Raw genomic sequence first — 21475 nt, 5'->3', positions numbered from 1 at the left:
CATGTTCAGATTAAAATCAGACCGTTTGGAGTATGAGTTTCTGCCCGCCGCACTGGAAATTGAGGAGACACCGCCCTCGCCGCTGGGGCGCTGGCTGATCTGGCTGATAGTGGTTCTCTTTATAATTATCATTACTTGGTCCTATCTGGGTAAAGTGGATGAAGTCGCCGTGGCGCGGGGCAAGGTGATTCCCGATGGAAGAACCAAGGTGCTGCAGCCGCTGGAGGGCGGCACAGTCAAAGCCGTGCTGGTCACGGAAGGGGAGCGGGTTCAAGAAGGCCAGCTGCTGGTCGAACTCGACTCGACCACTTCGACGGCGGACATCGAGGAGCTGGACAAGCAGATCTATGTAGCGGAGCTGCAGAAGGCGATGCTTGAAGCCGAGCTGAAGGGACTGCCGTTCACTGGGCTGGCGGAGAAGCCGCAGGACCCTGCCGTCGACAGCGCCGAAATCCTCCAGGTGCAGATGCAGCTGCGGGAAGCCCGTGATCAGGAATTCGACAGCGGCATGCGTGCCGCGAGGCTGCAGGTATCCCAGACCAAGCAGGAGCTGGAGCTGGAGAAATCAAGCCTGGAGCTTGCAGAGAAGGATTATGACCTGGCGGCGATGAAAGCGGAGGGCAGTCTCGAAGAGGGCTTCTCCGACAGCGCAAGCCTTCTGCAGGCCGACAACGACCTCAATAAAGCGAAGCTGGAGGTAGCTTCCGGGGAGAAGAACGTGAAGAAGGCGGAGGACGCATTGGCGGAAGCCAAGGAGCAGGTGGTCTCCCTGGAGGAGCAGCATGAGCGCACTATACTGGATGAGCTGGTTGAAACGGAGAAGACGCTGTACAGCCTGGAGTCCGAGCTGACCAAGGCGCAGAAGAGATACCAGCTGCAGCAGCTGGCTTCCCCGGTGGACGGGACCGTGCACGGCCTGTCCTCCTATACCATCGGCGGCGTGGTGACCAGTGCGCAGGATGTGATATCCATTGTACCGGATGATACACCGCTCATTGTCGAGGCGACAATTTCCAATCAGGACATCGGCTTCATCAAGCAAGGGCAGCTGGCGAACGTCAAGGTCGATACCTTCCCCTTTCAGAAATACGGATATTTGCAGGGAGAGATCACCTATGTCAGTCCCGATGCCTTCGAGGATGAGAAGCTGGGGCTTGTCTTCAAAGCCAAGCTCAAGGTGCTCTCAGCCGAGACCTCAAGCGGCAGCACCATACGGATGACGCCCGGCATGTCTGTGACGGTCGAAGCCAAGACCGGCCGACGGCGGATTATTGATTTCTTCCTGTCCCCGCTGAAGAAAGCGGCGGATGAAAGCTTCACGCTGAGATGACAACAAAAGGGGAAACGTCATGAGAAGAACGTTATGGGTTGTGAGCCTGATTCTATTTAGTCTCTCTGTGCTGGTGGGCGGCACGCGGCATTCCTTGGCTTCATCGCCAAATATAACGGCCAAATCCGTCGGTAAAGTCTATGTGGGCAAGAACAGCTATGTGGAGTTTCTGGACCCCCATCTGGTGGGCTGGGGGCAGAGCAATGTGCTGTCCTTCAAAGTCCGGCTGCATAACGGCAGCTCTTCGGCGATGGATTTGCTGCGCTATGGCATCACTGTCACAGCCGGTCCGGGCGGGCTCAGCAATGCGCTGCGGCAGAAGAACGACGCGGCTACAACGAAGGTGCTTCCGCAGATGAGCAAGGATTACGCTTTCTATGCCGCCGTTCCCGGCAAGACCAAGCTTGCCGGCATCAAGCTTGGAGTTAAAGAGTGGAATATAGACTACGCGGATTTCAGCAGAGCTGTCGGCTCTGTCGAAATTTCTGCCGGCTATACGGACACGATTCCTGCAGGCGCCGCCAAAATCAGCCTGCTGCAAAACAACCAAATCCGCTTGTCGGCCGGCGAGTTCTATTCCTACGACACCGCCGATATGAAGATATTTACCCTGACGTATACGGCAGAAAGCTGGGGTACCCAGCCCGTAAAGCTGCCGGAGTACAGCTTTTGGCTCCAGTCGGACACCGGAGAGCTATACCCGCTTGAAGACGGCGGCCAGGAGAAGCCGCAATTGAACCCCAAAGGCAAATCGGTATATGACCTGAGTGCTGCCGTACCCAAGAGCTCCCGCTCCACAAGCTTCAAGCTGCTTGTCGGCAGCGAGGAAGAGGAAGTGAATCTGGTCTTTGAGTCATTTGGGCTGCAAACGGCGAAATCCTGGGACAAGCTGGCGGTTTCCCGGCAGAAGGCCTACTATATCCGCCCAGATGAGGATCAGCTGTCGGTATCCGCCGATCCCGTATTCCTGGCGGATACGAACCTCCCGCAAATGGCAGCGGGTACGGAAATTACCCTGAAGAACATAGGCAAGCATACTGTGGACAAGCCCAAGCTGGCTTATTTTCTGGAAGCGAACCGGATGACATATCTGCTGAATGCCGCAGGAACGGGTGAGGCGGAAACACTGGGCGCTCTGGAGCAATCCACAGTATTGGCCTCTGCAGACATCCCCAGCTCCCTTAAAGGCTATGGCATGAATCTGATTATAGCCAAGGTGCTGGGAACGGCGGATGAACCGGCGTACAAACCGCTTCTGAAGCTCCCGTTATCCAAGCCTTATGAACAGGGTCAGGCGAAGGCCGATGAGATTACGAAGAGCGCAGTCAAGGACGGGACGCCTTACACCCTGGATCTGGGCAATGTTCTCGGCTATGCTGAGGGCAACAAGCAGGTGGTCCAGGGAACGCTCATCCTTACCAATACGGGGAACCAGCGTATTGAGCTTCCGGCGTTCAAGATCAGCGGGATCACAGCCCAGAGCTATAAATATGAAGGGGAGCTGACAGAGGCTGCAGGAACGCTGGACCTTGCCCCCAAGACCCGGCTGAACCAGGTGTTTAGAATCGAACTGCCAAAGACAGCCCCGCTGACGTCATTCAAGGTACTGGTGGAAGAGCCGGTACAGGACAATGACAAGCTGTACCGTCCCGTGGCCACATTTACGTTGCCGGATGTGTCGGGAAGCCGGTTGTCCGGTACGGATTGGGCGTATTTCTCCACCGGCTCCGGGGATTACAAGCTGAGGAGAAAGTCGACGTGGCGGCTGCCCGTCAACGGCGAGGATGCGCTGGTTACCGAATTCGAGCTGTACAGCAGCGGCTATGAGAGCGCACCGGTACCGAAGTTCAAGGCGAGTTATTCCGTGAACCGGACGCAAGTGGAAGCCGAGGCGTTCATTCTGGACAAAGTCATCAGTGTGTCTCCTGACCGTCCGGTCTCCTTGCAGGTTGTGGGCAAGGTGCCGTATACCATGAACGGCGGCGAAGCCACCCTGCTTCTGCAGCAGAGCGAAGACAATACCGCCCAAAGCATAGCCGTGTTCGCCGTTCCCCGCTTTGACAGCGTGGGAGCTTACGCTGCCGCAGAGACCTACTCCCTGAATATTGCCGGCAGGGAATCACAGCTTCAACTGTACCAGGTGCTGGTATATCCGGGGGCCACCGAGGATCTCCTGGAGATTGAGCTGATCCAGCGGGGCAGCAATTCCCGGAGTACTGCCAGCAATCCCTTTACGGGATATTTGCAGACTCCGGACGGTGTATATTATCCGCTGGAGTACGGTAGCAGTTCCGGAACAGCCGCGAAATACGGCGGAGTGTCTGTTCAGAGCTTGTCGGGCAAGGTGCCCAAGGGTACAAAGCCGGAAAGCTTGAAGCTGCTGCTGGGTCTCGCCGTGAACGGCAACGGAGTTGCCGATTCCGCAGGGAGCGCCGAAGCCTATGTGAAGCCGGCTTTGTTTACCCTTATGGAGGAGGCTAAGCCGGCAAGCGGCTCGCTTTACGGAATGAACGCCGGCCCTTACACCTTGACCATCACCAATCTTTCGGCGTATTTCACCTCAACTTACAGCGGATCTCTCTCGTTCAACGCCGTGCTGAAGCGGAGCATCGCTTTTGATCATTTTGACGAGGAGCATAAGATTGTAATCCGTCTGGAGAACGGCGGGGAGGTGATTACGCAGAGAGAGTACGGTCTCAATACGGATGATACGAACAGCTTCACTCTGATTGAACGGAAAGTCCAACTGGACGGGATTTCAACGAATCTTACCAGCTCCTATGTTCAAGTCAAGGTATACTTGAGCTACAAAGGCGAACTTAGACTGATCGGCACACAAGCCGCGTCGTTGCCGGTATCCCCTTAAGGGATGGCGGTGCCGCTTGTCCAAATACCAATTCTAAGGAGAGATGAGCAGTGGCATTTATAAGTGAAAGAATAGCGGAGGCGGACCGCGAACAACTCCATTCTTTACAGCTTAAAGACCCCTTTACGAACCAGCCCTTGCAGCCGCGCAGATGGACGATTGACCGGGAGCGCAACGCAATTCTCGTCGGACTGGGCGGCCAGGGAATCTATGGCGGTGAAACTCCGCTCCTCTATGTGCTCGTCTGGAATCATCATTTTATTTATCTGGATACCTTCAAAGCGGGGGAAGGCAACTTAAGTACGGGAATCGAGATGTTCTGGAAGGTTACGAAGATTGAAGCGCCGGGGGAACTGCACCGGAATCATGAGGAACTGGTGGACGTCATCCGGGAAGCACTGGACGCGGAAGGATACGCGGGCAGAAGGGATTGCGTCACCAAGGTCAACTTTGAATACATCGCCGAGCCCGTCTTCATTATCGGGGAGGTGTAACCCATGAATTCATGGGATTTCTCGGATATTATTGATTTTGTCGAAACCTGGCGCTCCCGCAACGGCATTCCCGAGAATGCCGTACTGACAGCCGATCAGACGCGTAAACTGGCTATGGATGTTCAGGGTGAGGTGGGCAAGCTCTCATTCAAGGTGCCGACAGAAGGCGGCAACATCATCCCCTACAGCGGCACAATTGGCGATATCCCTGCCTATAAAATCGCCGAATGGGCGGCAAAAGGCAGCGACGGTAAGCTGTATTTCATTAATGACACTCAGGCGGGCGCTCTGCTGAACAACCGTGGCTTCATGGATGCCCTCGAATTGGCAGCCGGAGATTCGGCAGTCTCTGACGCCTTGATGAACGGAAAGTATGTTAACGATGTCCGTACCCCCTATGGCACGGGCGAGGTACTGGCGCTCAACGATTATGTGTCCAAGAACGTAATGCTGACGAATGCCCACGGAAACGTCATTACCTTAACGGGGGGATCGCTGCCCTTTAAAGTATGGTCGCAGACAGAATTGCCTACTTTGCTGGAGATGCCCGAGGTGCTCAGCATTGACGGCATCCCGAGAGAGGATCTGTTAAGGGCCAAGAACCAGTTCATGCGTGAGTATGGCTTCTCCGAAGCCAAGGCACTCGATGGCGTGCGTGAGCTTATCGCCTATAAATCCAAGGCAAATATGGCGGAGATTGTGGTATATCGGGGGCCCCAGATCATTGAAGTGACCCCGGAAGGTGTGGCTACGGTCAAACCGGGTCAAATTCTGGGTGTCGATGTCTCCGATTTAACCGGCGGCAACCGCCGGATCCCGGAAGGAACCGCCAGTGTGCAGTCATTGGGCGAAGTCGGGGGAGACCTGTCGAAAGCGGAATTCAGGAGCAAATTCCCGACGCTTACCGAAGCGCTCGACAAGGTCGGAGGCTCCGGCTCCTCTCTCGTCCGAGAGACGACGGCGCTTGTGCAGACGATGGACAAGACGCTGACCCAGACCCCGGGGAAGGGTCTGCAGGAGGCTTATCCGGTCCTCTCCGAAGCTTCCCGGTATTCACGTGTACGGACGGGAGTCTTGAAGGGGCTGGGGGTAGTAGGAGGCGTGATGATGGCCGTCGATGCCGTCAACATGATCTCCCAGGCCAGCGCCGCTTACGCCGCTGGTGATACGGATCTCTGCAATGATATTATCCGCGACTGGACCTTTGAGACGGCGGGCGGGCTGGCCACGTCCCAACTGTTCATGGAGGCCGTTGCACCGTTCGCCCTGGCGCTGGGCACCGCGGGCGGGCCGCTCGGCATTGCCGCAGGTCTGCTGCTGGAGGTTGGCGCGGGTATCATCGGCTGGACGATCGGCAGTGAGCTGGGAAAAGGCTTAAGCGATCTGGTGGATGGCCTCTTCGATCTGTTCAATACGGCCGAAGAGACGATTTCCCCGCTGGTGCTTGATTTGGACGGCGACGGGGTCGAGACAACCTCGATCAAGGACGGCATTGCCTTTGACCACGACAACAACAGCTTTGCCGAGAAATCGGCCTGGGCCGGAGCGGATGACGGTCTGCTGGTGCGCGATCTGAACGGCAACGGCCGGATCGACGGCGGAGCAGAGTTGTTCGGCAATAACACGCTGCTGGCTGACGGCTCCAAGGCGGCCAACGGGTTCGCCGCTCTGGCCGAGCTTGACGGCAATCATGACGGCAAGGTCGATGCGAATGATACCGCGTTTGCCGAGCTGCAAATATGGAAGGATCTTGACGGCGACGGCATCACCGACAGCGGTGAGCTGCTCTCGCTTGAGGAAGCCGGGGTCGCCTCCATCTCTACCGGTTACAGCTCCAGCACCCTGGTCGATGTTAACGGCAACGAACACAAACAGGTTGGTACCTATACCAAAAGCGACGGGACGACAGCCGCAGTCAATGATGTGTGGTTCAAGGCGGACAAGGTGAACTCCACCTCCACCGATCCGCTGAAAGAAACAGCGGAAATTGCTGCACTGCCCGATCTTAAGGGCTTCGGCACCGTCAACAGCCTGCACCAGGCTATGCTTAGAGACAGCACAGGCTATCTCAAGGCGCTGGTGGTAAAGTTTGCCGCTGAAACGGATGTAAACGTCCGCAAACAACTAACAATCGACATTATTTTTGCCTGGACGGGAGTGGAGGGCATTAGTCCGGATGCGCGGGGAGGCATCATTGATGCCCGGCAATTATGCGCTCTTGAGAAATTGTTCGGCGAGAAATATACGGAATCCTGGAGCGGCCAGGATACCAGCCCGGGCTCGAACGCTTCGGCTTTGCTGAAGAACGCCTTTGACCAGCTGGCAGGGACGGTGTATTCCCAATTAACCGCACAGACCCAGCTCAAGGCCATTTACAGTACGCTTACTTTGGCCTGGGATCCCACGACGGGAAGTGTGAGGTTCGACCTCTCCGGCCTGGCCTCTGATATCATGAGCCTGTTATCAACCGATGAGGTTGCCGGCAGGGAACGGCTGAGCGAGGTTTCGGCCAATCTGCATCAGCTGGAGCTGACAAATCTGGTCAATATCGAAACCTTCCGGAAGACGTTTGCCGCCAAGGGAGAAGAATATGCGCTGATCATTGATACGGCGGGTAAATCGGAGGTGCTGGGTACACGCGAGAATGATTCGTTTAGCGGCAGCAACGCCGCCGAAGTCTTCTGGGGAATGGCTGGAGACGACACAATTAGCGGCAACGGCGGGGCGGACATTCTGTTCGGAGATGGCGGCAACGATACCCTTTACGGCGGAGAACTCGGGGACAAGCTGGTCGGGGGTACAGGCGACGACCGCTTGTACGGCGGCTCCGGCAGCGATGTGCTGGACGGCGGCGCAGGCAACGACACGCTGTACGGCGGCGACAGCAGCGACACTTCATACCAGCGCGGCAACGGCGATGATATTTATATGTTCGGCCGCGGCTCCGGCCAGGATATCATCATAGATTACGACGGTACGGAAGGCAATGCGGACCGGATTAAGCTGGGCGAACATGTGCTGCCCGGCGAGGTAAGCCTGCGGCGAAGCGGCAACAATCTGGAGCTGGCCATCAGCGGATCAGGTGACAAGCTGGTGGTAACGAATTATTTTGAAGCAAGCGGCAAGTATGTCATTGAAGCTATCCAGTTCGCCGACGGTACGGTCTGGGGCCCCGAAGTGGTCCGGCAGACGGTTCTCCGGATCAACGGGGGCGAAGCGAGCGAAAGCCTGAGCGGTTATGAAGGCGACGACCAAATGTACGGGTATGGCGGAGACGACACATTGACGGCCGCTGCGGGCAATGACTATCTGGCCGGCGGCTATGGCGACGACCGTCTGTACGGCAATGACGGGGAGGACCGTCTGGTCGGCGAGAGCGGCGGCGATAAGCTCTACGGCGGTGCCGGGAATGATGTGCTGGATGGCGGGGAAGGCAACGATACGCTGTACGGCGGCGACAGCAGCGACACTTCATACACCCGTGCGAACGGCAACGACACGTATCTGTTCGGCCGCGGCTACGGCCAGGATACGATTGTGGACTATGACGGCACGGAAGGAAATGCCGACATCATTAAGCTCACTGCGGATGTGTTGCCCGGTGATATCACCGTCCGGCGGAGCGGCAGCAGTCTGGAGCTGAGCATAAACGGCACCAGCGACAAGCTGACGGTGTCGAGCTTCTTCGACACCAGCGGCAAGTATGTCGTGGAGTCGGTACAGTTCGCCGACGGTACGGTATGGGATGCAGCCGCGCTGCGGACGGCGGCGCTAGATATTCACGGCACTGAGTCCGGCGAAACCGTGGCCGGATATGAAACGAACGATGTGCTGCGGGGCTATGGCGGCAGCGACACGATCTACGGCGGCCTCGGCGGCGATGTGCTGGACGGCGGCGCAGGCAACGACACGCTCTACGGCGGCGACAGCAACGATACCTCGTACACCCGCGCGAACGGCAACGACACGTACCTGTTCGGCCGGGGCTACGGTCAGGATACGGTTATTGATTATGACGGCACCGCAGGCAACGCGGATAGCATTAAGTTCGCGGCGGATGTGCTGCCAAGTGAAGTGACGGTGCGGCGGAGCGGCAGCAGCCTGGAGCTGAGCATTAACGGTACCAGTGACAAGCTGACGGTATCGAGCTTCTTCGACACCAGCGGGAAGTATGTGGTGGAGTCGGTGCAGTTCGCCGACGGCACGGTCTGGAACGAAGCCGCGCTGCGGGCGGCGGCGCTGAATGTGAACGGCGGTGAGGCGGCCAATACGCTGGACGGCTATGAGACGAATGATCTCTTGCGCGGCTACGGCGGCGACGATACCTTGAGCGGCAGCGCCGGAGACGATGTGCTGAACGGCGGCGCAGGCAATGACACGCTGTACGGCGGGGACCGGTACGACAGCTCTTATACGCGCGCGAACGGTAACGACACTTATCTGTTTGGCCGGGGTTACGGCCAGGATACCATCACGGATTATGACGGTACGGAGGGCAATGCCGACCTGATTAAATTCGCGGCCGATATAACGCCCGGTGATATTAGCGTCCGGCGGAGCGGCAGCAGCCTGGAGCTGAGCATTAATGGTACCAGCGACAAGCTGACGGTATCTAGCTTCTTCGAGACCAGCGGCAAATATGTCGTGGAAGCCGTGCAGTTCGCGGATGGCACGGTCTGGGATGCAGCGGCGCTGCGGACAGCGGTCCTGAATGTGAACGGTACGGAAGCGAGCGAGACCTTGACCGGCTATGAGATGAACGACGCGCTGCGGGGCTACGGGGGCGACGATATCATGAGCGGCAACGCCGGTGCTGACGATCTGGACGGCGGAGCGGGCAGCGATACGCTGTACGGCAATTCGGGCACTGACCGGTTATCCGGGGGCAGCGGCACGGATACGCTCTACGGCGGCCTCGGCGACGATGTGCTGGACGGCGGCGCAGGCAACGACACGCTCTACGGCGGCGACAGCAACGATACCTCGTACACCCGCGCGAACGGCAACGACACGTACCTGTTCGGACGGGGCTACGGTCAGGATACGGTTATTGATTATGACGGCACCGCAGGCAACGCGGATAGCATTAAGTTCGCGGCGGATGTGCTGCCAGGTGAAGTGACAGTGCGGCGGAGCGGCAGCAATCTGGAGCTGAGCATTAACGGCACGAGCGACAAGCTGACGGTATCAAGCTTCTTCGACACCAGCGGGAAGTATGTGGTGGAGTCGGTGCAGTTCGCCGACGGCACGGTATGGAACGAGGCCGCGCTGCGGGCGGCGGCGCTGAATGTGAACGGCGGCGAGGCGGCCAATACACTGGACGGCTATGAGACGAATGATGTCCTGCGCGGGTACGGCAATGACGATACCTTGAGCGGCAGCGCCGGAGACGATGTGCTGGACGGCGGGGCCGGGAACGACACGCTGTACGGCGGGGACCGGTACGACAGCTCCTATACGCGCACGAACGGCAACGACACGTATCTGTTCGGACGGGGTTACGGGCAGGACACGATCACCGATTATGACGGTACGGAGGGTAACGCGGACCTTATTAAGTTCGCGGCTGATATAACGCCCGGTGATATTACTATCCGCCGGAGCAGCAGCAGCCTGGAGCTGAGCATTAACGGCACCAGCGACAAGCTGACGGTATCGAACTTCTTCGATGCCAGCGGCAAATATGTCGTGGAATCCGTGCAGTTCGCGGATGGCACGGTCTGGGATGCAGCGGCGCTGCGGGCAGCGGTCCTGAATGTGAACGGCACGGAAGCGAACGAGTCACTGACCGGCTATGAGATGAACGACGTGCTGCGCGGCTACGGCGGCGATGATACCCTCAGCGGCAATGCCGGAGCTGACGACCTGGACGGCGGAGCAGGCAGTGATACGCTGTACGGCAATTCGGGCACCGACCGGTTATCCGGGGGCAGCGGCACGGATACGCTCTACGGCGGCCTCGGCGACGATGTGCTGGACGGCGGCGCAGGCAACGACACGCTCTACGGAGGCGACAGCAACGATACCTCTTACACCCGTGCGAACGGCAACGACACGTTCCTGTTCGGACGGGGCTACGGTCAGGATACGGTCATTGATTATGACGGCACCGCAGGCAACGCGGATAGCATTAAGTTCGCTGCGGATGTGCTGCCAAGTGAAGTGACGGTGCGGCGGAGCGGCAGCAGCCTGGAGCTGAGCATTAACGGCACCAGTGACAAGCTGACGGTATCGAGCTTCTTCGACACCAGCGGGAAGTATGTGGTGGAGTCGGTGCAGTTTGCCGACGGCACGGTCTGGAACGAGGCCGCGTTGCGGGCGGCGGCGCTGAATGTAAACGGCGGTGAGGCAGCCAATACGCTGGACGGCTATGAGACGAATGATCTCTTGCGCGGCTATGGCAATGACGATACCTTGAGCGGCAGCGCCGGAGACGATGTGCTGGACGGCGGGGCCGGGAACGACACGCTGTACGGCGGAGACCGGTACGACAGCTCCTATACGCGCGCGAATGGTAACGATACCTATCTCTTCGGCCGGGGTTACGGCCAGGATACGATTATCGATTATGACGGTACGGAGGGCAACGCCGACCTTATTCAATTCGCGGCTGACGTAAAGCCGGGTGATATCACCGTCCGGCGGAGCAGCAGCAGCCTGGAGCTGAGCATTAACGGTACAAGTGACAAGCTGACGGTATCGAACTTCTTCGAGACCAGCGGCAAATACGTTGTGGAGTCTGTGCAGTTCGCGGACGGCACGGTCTGGGATGCGGCAGTGCTGCGGGCAGCGGTCCTGAATGTGAACGGCACGGAAGCGAGCGAGACACTGACCGGCTACGAGCTGAACGATGTGCTGCGCGGCTATGGCGGCGATGATACCCTCAGCGGCAATGCCGGGGAGGATGTGCTGGACGGCGGGGCCGGCAGCGACATCCTGTACGGCAATGCGGGCAGCGACCGGCTGTCCGGGGGCAGCGGCACAGATGCGCTCTACGGCGGACTTGGCGACGATGTACTGGACGGCAGTGCAGGGAACGACACGCTGTACGGCGGCGACAGCAACGATACCTCGTACACCCGTGCGAACGGCAACGACACGTACCTGTTCGGCCGGGGCTACGGCCAGGATACGATTGTCGATTATGACGGCACAGCGGGCAATGCGGACATCATTAAGTTCGCGGCGGATGTGCTGCCAGGCGAAGTGACGGTGCGGCGCAGCGGCAGCAATCTGGAGCTGAGCATTAACGGCACGGGCGACAAGCTGACCGTGTCGGGCTTCTTCGAAACGGGCGGCAAATATGTGGTGGAATCGGTGCAATTCGCGGATGGCACGGTCTGGAACGAGGCCGCGCTGCGGGCGGCGGCGCTGAATGTGAACGGCAGCGAAGCGGGCGAATCCCTGGGCGGCTACGAGACCCATGATGTCTTGCGCGGCTATGGCGGCGACGATACCATCAGCGGCAGCTCCGGGAACGATGTACTGGACGGCGGGGCCGGAAACGACACGTTATACGGCGGCGACCGGTATGATACGTCCTATACGCGCGCCAACGGCAACGATACCTATTTGTTCGGCCGGGGTTACGGTCAGGATACGATTATCGATTATGACGGCACAGAGGGTAACACCGACATCATTAAGCTGGCAGCAGATCTGTTGCCGGACCAAGTGACGCTCCGGCGGAGCGGCAGCAACCTGGAGCTTAGCATCAACGGTACAAGCGACAAGCTGACGGTGGCCAATTATTTTGATGCCAGCGGCAAATATGTGGTGGAAGAGATCCGGTTCGCTGACGGTACAAGCTGGGATAGCGGTTATGTCGGGTCGCATCTGACAACCGCTCCGACTACGGTCAACATTACGCTGACAGGTACGGCCAACAACGACCAATTGACGGGCGGTGCCGGTCAGGATACCCTCAGCGGCGGTGCCGGGGATGATGTGCTGGACGGGGGAGCGGGCAACGACACACTGTATGGCGGCGATCGTTATGACAGCTCCTATACCCGCGCGAACGGCAACGACACGTACCTGTTCGGCCGGGGTTATGGCCAGGACACGATTACTGATTATGACGGCACGGAGGGCAACAGCGACACGATCATGTTCGCGGCGGATGTACTGCCGGCAGATGTGACGGTGCGCCGCAGCGGCAGCAGTCTGGAGCTGAGCATTAACGGCACGGGCGACAAGCTGACGGTGTCAAGCTTCTTCGAGGCGAGCGGGAAGTACACCGTGGAAACGGTACAGTTCGCAGATGGCACGGTATGGGATATAGCCGCGCTGCGGGCAGCGGTTCTGAATGTGAACGGCAGCGAAGCGGGCGAATCCCTGACCGGCTATGAAATGAACGATATGCTGCGCGGCTACGGCGGGGATGACACGCTGAGCGGCAATGCCGGGGATGACCTTCTTGACGGCGGCGCAGGCAGCGATACGCTGTACGGCAATGCAGGCAGCGACCGGCTGGCCGGCGGCAGCGGCAATGATACGCTCTATGGCGGATCAGAGGATGATGTGCTGGACGGCGGAGCGGGCAACGATACATTGTATGGCGGTGAAAGCAACGATACGTCTTACACACGTGCGAACGGAAGCGACACCTATCTGTTCGGCCGGGGCTACGGCCAGGATAACATTGTGGACTATGACGGCACCGCAGGCAATGCCGACACGATCCGGTTTGCGGCGGATGTGCTGCCAGGTGAAGTGACGGTGCGGCGCAGCGGCAGCAGCCTGGAGCTGAGCATTAACGGCACAAGCGACAAATTAACGGTATCGAGCTTCTTCGAGACCAGCGGTAAATATGTCGTGGAGTCGGTCCAGTTCGCCGATGGCACAGTCTGGGATGCGGCGGCGCTGCGGACAGCGGCACTGAACGTGAACGGCAGTGACGCAAGCGATACGCTGGACGGTTATGAGACGAATGATGTGCTGCGCGGCTACAGCGGGGATGACCGGCTCAGCGGCAGCTCCGGGGATGATGTGCTGGACGGCGGGGCAGGGAACGATACACTGTACGGGGGCGACCAATACGACACCTCCTATACCCGCGCCAATGGCAACGATACGTACCTGTTCGGCCGGGGCTACGGCCAGGATACGGTGATCGATTATGACGGCACAGAAGGAAATGCCGACATGATCAAGTTCGCTGTGGATGTGCTGCCCGGCGAGGTTACGGTGCGGCGGAGCGGCAGCAGTCTCGAGCTGAGCATTAATGGCACAAACGACAAGCTGAAGGTATCGAGCTTCTTCGAGACCAGCGGCAAGTATGTGGTAGAGTCCGTGCAGTTCGCGGACGGAACGGTCTGGGATGCGGCAGCGCTGCGGAAGGCGGTTCTGAACGTGAACGGCAGCGAAGCGGGCGAGAGCTTAACCGGCTATGAGACAGGCGATGTCCTGCGCGGTTATGGCGGTGACGATACTTTGACCGGCAATGCCGGTGACGATGATCTGGACGGGGGCGCAGGCAGCGACACGCTCTACGGCAATGCGGGCAGCGACCGGCTCACCGGCGGAATCGGCGGCGATATCCTCTACGGCGGCTCGGAGGATGATGTGCTTGACGGCGGTACGGGCAATGACACACTGTACGGCGGCGACAGCAACGATACCTCGTATACCCGTGCCAATGGCAGCGATACGTATATTTTCGGGCGCGGCTATGGGCAAGACACCATTGTGGATTACGACGGCACCTCAGGCAATACAGATACAATCCGGTTCGCGGCAGATGTGCTGCCAAGCGAGGTAACGGTCCGGCGCAACGGCAGCAGCCTGGAGCTGAGCATTGAGGGCACCAGCGATATATTGACGGTGTCAAGCTTCTTCGAGACCGGCGGCAAGTACGTGGTGGAGTCCGTGCAATTCGCCGACGGGACGCTCTGGGATGCGGCAGCCCTGCGGGCAGCTGCACTGAACGTGAACGGCAGTGAACTCAGCGAATCATTAAGCGGTTATGAGACGAATGACAGCCTGCGCGGCTACGGCGGCGATGATAGCCTCAGCGGCAGCTCCGGGGACGATGTGCTGGACGGCGGCGCCGGCAACGATACATTGTACGGCGGCGACCGTTACGACAGCTCTTATACCCGTGCGAACGGCAACGATACCTACCTGTTCGGCCGGGGCTACGGCCAGGATACGATTACTGATTATGACGGTACGGTAGGCAATGCCGACATCATCAAGTTCGCAGCAGATGTGCTGCCCAGCGAAGTGAAGGTCCGGCGGAGCGGCAGCAGCCTGGAGCTGAGCATTAACGGCACAAGCGATAAGCTGACGGTGTCAAGCTTCTTCGAAAGCAGCGGCAAATACGTGGTGGAATCCGTGCAGTTCGCGGACGGCACGCTCTGGGATGCGGAGGTGCTGCGGGCAGCAGTACTGAATGTGAATGGCACGGAAGCGAGCGAGACGTTGACCGGCTATGAGAAAAATGACGTGCTGCGCGGCTATGGCGGAGATGATCAGCTCACCGGTAATGCCGGGGATGACGACCTGGACGGCGGTGCAGGCATCGACACGCTGTACGGCAATGCAGGCAGCGACCGGCTCTCCGGCGGAATCGGCGGCGATACGCTCTATGGCGGCTCGGACGACGACGTTCTGGACGGCGGCGCCGGCAATGACACGCTGTACGGCGGAGATAGCAATGATACCTCATACACCCGTGCGAACGGCAGCGACACGTATATATTCGGGCGTGGCTATGGGCAGGACATCATCGTGGATTATGACGGTACGGCCGGCAATGCCGATACGATCCGGTTCGCAGCGGATGTGCTGCCGGGTGAAGTAACGGTACGGCGCAGCGGCAGCAGCCTGGAATTCAGCATTAACGGCACCAGCGACAAATTAACGGTGTCAAGCTTCTTCGATACGAGCGGCAAATACGTTGTTGAGTCGGTACAGTTTGCGGACGGTACAGTCTGGAATGAAGCCGCACTGCGGGCTGCGGCACTGCAGGTGAACGGCAGCGACGCAAGCGATACGCTGGATGGCTATGAAACGGGTGATTTCCTGCGCGGCTTTGCCGGTGACGACAAGCTGAGCGGCAGCTCAGGGGACGATGTGCTGGACGGTGGAGCAGGGAACGACACGCTGTACGGCGGCGACCGGTATGACAGCTCCTATACGCGTGCGAACGGCAACGACACGTACCTGTTCGGCCGGGGCTACGGCCAGGATACGATTGTGGATTATGACGGCACGGAGGGGAACGCCGACATTATCAAGTTCGCGGCGGATGTGAAGCCCGGTGATATTACCGTCCGGCGCAGCGGCAGTAGCCTGGAGCTGGGCATTAACGGCACCAGCGACAAGCTGACGGTGTCGAGCTTCTTCGACACCAGCGGCAAGTACGTGGTGGAGTCTGTCCAGTTCGCGGACGGCACGGTGTGGAACGCGGCAGCGCTGCGGGCGGCGGTCTTGAATGTGAACGGCACGGAAGCGGGCGACACATTAACCGGCTACGAGCTGAACGATGTACTGAACGGCTACGGCGGCGACGATCAGCTTACCGGCAATGCCGGAGATGATCTGTTGGACGGCGGCGCAGGCAGCGACACGCTCTACGGCAATGCGGGCAGCGACCGGCTGCTTGGCGGCAGCGGCAATGACACACTGTACGGCGGCTCGGAGGATGACGTGCTTGACGGCAGTGCAGGAAACGATACGCTGTACGGCGGTGACCAGTATGATACCTCGTACACCCGGGCGAACGGCAACGATACTTATCTGTTCGGGCGGGGCTACGGCCAGGATACGATTGTCGATTACGACGGCACAGCAGGCAACGCGGATGCAATCAAGTTCGCGGCAGATGTGTTGCCGGAGGAAGTAACGGTGCGGCGGAGCGGCAGCAATCTGGAACTGGGCATTAACGGCACCAGCGACAAGCTGACGGTGTTAAGCTTCTTCGAAGCTGGAGGGAAGTATGCGGTAGAATCGGTGCAGTTCGCGGAAGGCACGGTCTGGAACGAAGCCGCGCTGCGGGCGGCGGTGCTGAATGTGAACGGCACTGAGGCGGCCAATACGCTGGACGGCTATGAGACAAACGATGTGCTGCGCGGCTACGGCGGCGACGATACCTTGAGCGGCAGCGCCGGGAATGATGTATTGGACGGCGGCGCAGGCAACGATACCTTATACGGCGGAGACCGGTATGACGGCTCTTATACCCGTGCGAACGGCAACGACACTTACCTGTTCGGCCGGGGTTACGGCCAGGATATCATTGTCGATTATGACGGTACGGAGGGCAACGCCGACCTTATCAAGTTCGCGGCTGGTATAATGCCGGAGGATATTACGGTCCGGCGGAGCGGCAGCAGCCTGGAGCTGAGCATTAACGGCACCGGCGACAAGCTGACGGTATCCAGCTTCTTCGAGACCAGCGGCAAATATGTGGTGGAATCCGTGCAGTTTGCGGATGGCACGGTCTGGGATGCAGCGGCGCTGCGGACAGCGGTACTGAATGTGAACGGCACGGAAGCGAGCGAGACCTTGACCGGCTACGAGCTGAACGATGTGCTGCGCGGCTACGGCGGCGATGATCAGCTTACCGGCAATGCCGGGGATGATCTGATAGACGGCGGCGCAGGTGCCGATACGCTGTACGGCAACGCGGGCAAGGACCGGCTGTCGGGCGGGACCGGCGGCGATATTCTCCAGGGCGGCGCGGACGACGATGTGCTCGACGGCGGAAAGGGGAATGACACGCTGTACGGCGGGGAATCGAACGATACGTCTTACACCCGCGCCAACGGCAACGACACGTATTTGTTCGGACGCGGGTACGGCCAGGATATCATCATCGACTATGACGGTACGGCAGGCAATGCCGATACCATCAAGCTCGCGGCGGATGTGCTGCCGGACGAAGTGACGGTGCGGCGCAGCGGCAGCAGCCTGGAGCTGAGCATTAACGGCACAACCGACAAGCTGACGGTATCGAGCTTCTTCGATGCAAGCGGCAAATACGTGGTGGAGTCGGTGCAATTTGCCGACGGCACGGTCTGGGATGCCGCATATCTGTCCGGGGCCGTCCGTATCATAAGCGGCGGCGAAGCGGGCGAGAGCCTTACCGGTTATGAAGGCGATGATACCCTGTACGGTTACGAAGGGAACGATACCCTGACCGGTGCGGCCGGCAATGACAGTCTTTACGGCGGCGACGGCGGCGATACCCTGTACGGCAATGACGGCGACGACCGCCTGGCAGGAGAAGGCGGCGGCGATATTTTGTACGGCGGCGCAGGGGTGGATCTGCTGGAAGGGGGCGTCGGCAACGATAACCTGTACGGCAATGAAGGCGCTGATCTGCTGAAAGGAGAGGACGGGGAAGACAAGCTTTACGGCGGTACGGGCAATGATGTGCTGGACGGCGGCGCAGGCACCGATACGCTGTATGGCGGTGATACCAACGATACTTCTTACAACCGGACCAACGGCAACGACACGTATCTCTTTGGGCATGGTTCCGGCCAGGATACGGTTGTCGATTACGACGGCACGGAAGGGAATAAAGACACGATTCTGCTTGCGGACAATATCTCCCCTGAGGATATCCGGCTCCGGCGCAGCGGAACCCAGTTGGAGGTTCGAATCAATCAGACCGGAGATACGCTTAAGGTCACCGATTATTTTAAAGAGGGCGGCCAGTACCGGATTGAAGAGATCCGCTTTGCGGATGGAACCGTATGGGATTATGAGTATGTGAGAAATGCTGTGCTGACCGTAACCGGCAGTGCGGATAACGACACGCTGAGCGGCAACGATACCGATGATTTCATCTATGGGCTGGAAGGCGACGATACGGTAAACGCTCTGGGCGGCAACGATCTGGTCTACGGCGGCGCAGGCAATGATACGCTGAACGGGATGAACGGCAACGACTCTCTGTATGGCGGTGACGGAAACGACATTATCGCCGGCGACAACGGTGCAGATCAATTGTACGGTGAAGCCGGAGAGGATACGCTCAGCGGATTGTCCGGCGAAGATACCCTGTATGGCGGTGACGGAAACGATACGCTGGCCGGCGGTACAGAGAAAGATGCCCTGTACGGCGGCGACGGCGACGATACGCTGTTCGGCGGGGCAGGCTCCGACGTGCTGGACGGCGGTGCGGGCAATGACTACCTGCTGGGCAACAATGACGACTTCAATTACGATTACAAAGCAGGCGACACCTATATCTTCGGCAAAGGCTACGGACAGGACCGGATCTATGATTATGACACCACCGCCGGAAATGTTGACACCATTGAAATGCGGGTCAAGCCCGCTGAGATCGAGGTACTGCAGAAGGACGGCAATCTGACACTGCGGATCATGGAGACTGGTGAGCAGTTGACGATCCGTTACTATTTTAACGGCCCGGCTTACCAGATTGAACGGATCACCTTTGCCGACGGAACGGTCTGGGGCAAGGCAGAGCTGGAAGCGAATGTCCTGACCAAAGGCACGGAAGAAGCAGATACGCTCTATGGTCTCAGCTCATACGACGATAAAGTCACCGGTCTTGGCGGCAACGATACGCTCTATGGCTACAGCGGCAACGATGCCCTGTACGGCGGCAACGGCGACGATACGCTGTTCGGCGGGGCCGGCACCGATGTGCTGGACGGCGGAGCGGGCAACGATTACCTGCTGGGCAACAATGACGATTATACTTACGATTACAAAGCAGGCGACACTTATGTCTTCGGCAAGGGCTACGGACAGGACCGGATCTATGACTACGACACCACTACCGGTAATATCGATACGATCCAAATGCTGGTTAACCCGGCCGATATTGAAGTGCTGCAGCAGGATGGCAACCTGATGCTGCGGATCATCGGAACCGGCGAGCAGCTGACGATCCGCTATTATTACAACAGCTCGGCGTACCAGATTGAGCGGATTACCTTTGCGGATGGTACGGTGTGGGGCAAAGCTGAGCTGGAAGCGAATGTGCTGACCAAAGGCACGGAAGCGGCGGATGCGCTCTACGGGCTGAACGGTGTGAACGACAACCTGTACGGCTACGGGAATAACGACACCCTGCAAGGCTACAGCGGCAACGACAAGCTGTACGGCGGCGACGGGGATGACATCCTGTTCGGCGGAGCAGGCAACGATGTGCTGGACGGCGGAGCGGGCAACGACTACCTGCTGGGCAACAATGATGACTACACGAACGGCACGAACGGTGGCGATACCTATATTTTTGGCAAGGGCTATGGCCAGGACCGGATTTATGATTATGACAGCGGCAGCGGCAACATTGACACGATCGAGATGCGGGTAAATCCCGCCGATATCGAAGTGCTGCAGAAAGACGGCAACCTGACGCTGCGGATCATCGAGACCGGTGAGCAGCTGACGATCCGGTATTATTTTAACAGCAGCTATTACCAGATCGAGAAGGTTGCTTTTGCAGACGGAACGGTGTGGGGCAAGGCGGAGCTGGAAGCGAACGTGCTGACCCTGGGCACAGAAGCGGAAGATACGTTGTATGGTGTGAACGGCGTGAACGATAACATCTACGGCTACGGGAACAGCGACAACCTGTACGGCTACAGCGGCAAGGATAACCTGTACGGCGGCGCCGGAGGCGATACGCTGTACGGGGGAGCGGACAATGACAATCTGCTGGGCGGCGACGGGGACGACACGCTGTTCGGCGGGGCAGGCACCGATGTGCTGGATGGCGGAGCAGGCAACGATTATCTGCTGGGTAGCAGCGATGATTTTACGGGCAGCGCCAATGGGGGCGACACCTACATCTTTGGCAAAGGCTACGGCCAGGACCGGATTTATGATTATGACACCGGCAGCGGCAATATCGACACCATCGAAATGCGGGTGAACCCAGCCGATATCGAGGTGGTGCAGAAGGACGGCAATCTGACGCTGCGGATCATCGAGACGGGCGAACAGCTGACGATCCGGTATTATTTTAACAGCAGCTATTACCAGATTGAGAAGGTTGCCTTCGCAGACGGAACGGTGTGGGGCAAGGCGGAGCTGGAAGCGAACGTGCTGACCCTGGGCACAGAAGCAGAAGATACGTTGTATGGTGTGAACGGCTTGAACGACAACGTATACGGCTACGGCAGCGACGACGCCTTGTACGGCTACAGCGGTAAGGACAACCTGTATGGCGGAGAAGGAAACGATACATTGTATGCGGGAGCAGACAATGACCAGCTGCTGGGCGGAGCAGGCAACGACACGCTGTTCGGCGGAGCGGGCTCCGATGTACTGGACGGCGGAGCAGGCAATGACTATCTGCTGGGCAATAACGATGATTTCTCAACGGATTCCAGAGGTGGCGATACGTATGTCTTCGGGAAAGGCTATGGCCAGGACAAGATTTATGATTACGACACAGGCAGCGGCAATACCGACATTATCAAGCTCTTGGTGAACAGCGATGAAGTGGTGTTCAGCAAGAATGCGAACGATCTGGTGATCGAAATCATGGGCAGCACAGACCGGGCCACTGTAACCAACTGGTACACAAACAGCTATTATCAGACCGAAGTGCTTACGGCACAAGACGGCACACAAATTAAAAATACGCAGATTGAACAGCTTGTCCAGGCAATGGCGACTTATTCCTCCTCTACCGGAATTGCCTGGTCCCAGGCGGTGGCAGAGAAACGCGGAGATGCGCTTCAAGTGCTGGCTCAGTACTGGACGACGACTCCGAAGTGAGAACGGCTAGATAACAGCAGGGAATGATGGAAAAAGCGCCCCTTCCGGCGCCGGGCAACCGGCAGGGAA

4 protein-coding genes are annotated in these 21475 nt (G+C 58.7%); all 4 read left to right on the top strand.

Translation table 11 applies throughout. The features are described 5' to 3' along the window. The first annotated feature begins 1 nt into the window (after position 1). Genes F1379_RS10210 through F1379_RS30530 form a run of 4 tightly spaced genes read left to right on the top strand, consistent with a single transcriptional unit; the run spans position 2 to position 21406 of the window. Positions 2–1330: an HlyD family type I secretion periplasmic adaptor subunit gene (locus F1379_RS10210; protein WP_150269090.1), complete on the top strand. Its 1329-nt coding sequence runs from the start codon at positions 2–4 to the stop codon at positions 1328–1330. Positions 1331–1349: 19 nt separating this feature from the next. After that, the gene (locus tag F1379_RS10205) at positions 1350–4196 is read left to right on the top strand and encodes a hypothetical protein (protein WP_150269088.1); all 2847 of its coding nucleotides are present in this window, start codon (positions 1350–1352) and stop codon (positions 4194–4196) included. A 50-nt stretch (positions 4197–4246) separates the two neighbouring features. Further along, the gene (locus F1379_RS10200) at positions 4247–4690 is read left to right on the top strand and encodes a hypothetical protein (protein WP_150269086.1); all 444 of its coding nucleotides are present in this window, start codon (positions 4247–4249) and stop codon (positions 4688–4690) included. A gap of 3 nt (positions 4691–4693) precedes the next feature. After that, on the top strand, positions 4694–21406 hold the full coding sequence (locus F1379_RS30530) for a calcium-binding protein (RefSeq protein ID WP_162551116.1): 16713 nt from the start codon (positions 4694–4696) through the stop codon (positions 21404–21406). Positions 21407–21475: the final 69 nt, after the last annotated feature.

It is taken from the genome of Paenibacillus tepidiphilus (assembly GCF_008635795.1).
Taxonomy (GTDB): domain Bacteria; phylum Bacillota; class Bacilli; order Paenibacillales; family Paenibacillaceae; genus Paenibacillus_AQ; species Paenibacillus_AQ tepidiphilus.
This window is presented reverse-complemented; position numbering and strand designations above follow the sequence as displayed.

Coding starts and splice junctions, on each gene's coding strand:
- F1379_RS10210 (WP_150269090.1), top strand. CDS start 2: ATGTTCAGATTAAAATCAGACCGTTTGGAGTATGAGTTTCTGCCCGCC.
- F1379_RS10205 (WP_150269088.1), top strand. CDS start 1,350: ATGAGAAGAACGTTATGGGTTGTGAGCCTGATTCTATTTAGTCTCTCT.
- F1379_RS30530 (WP_162551116.1), top strand. CDS start 4,694: ATGAATTCATGGGATTTCTCGGATATTATTGATTTTGTCGAAACCTGG.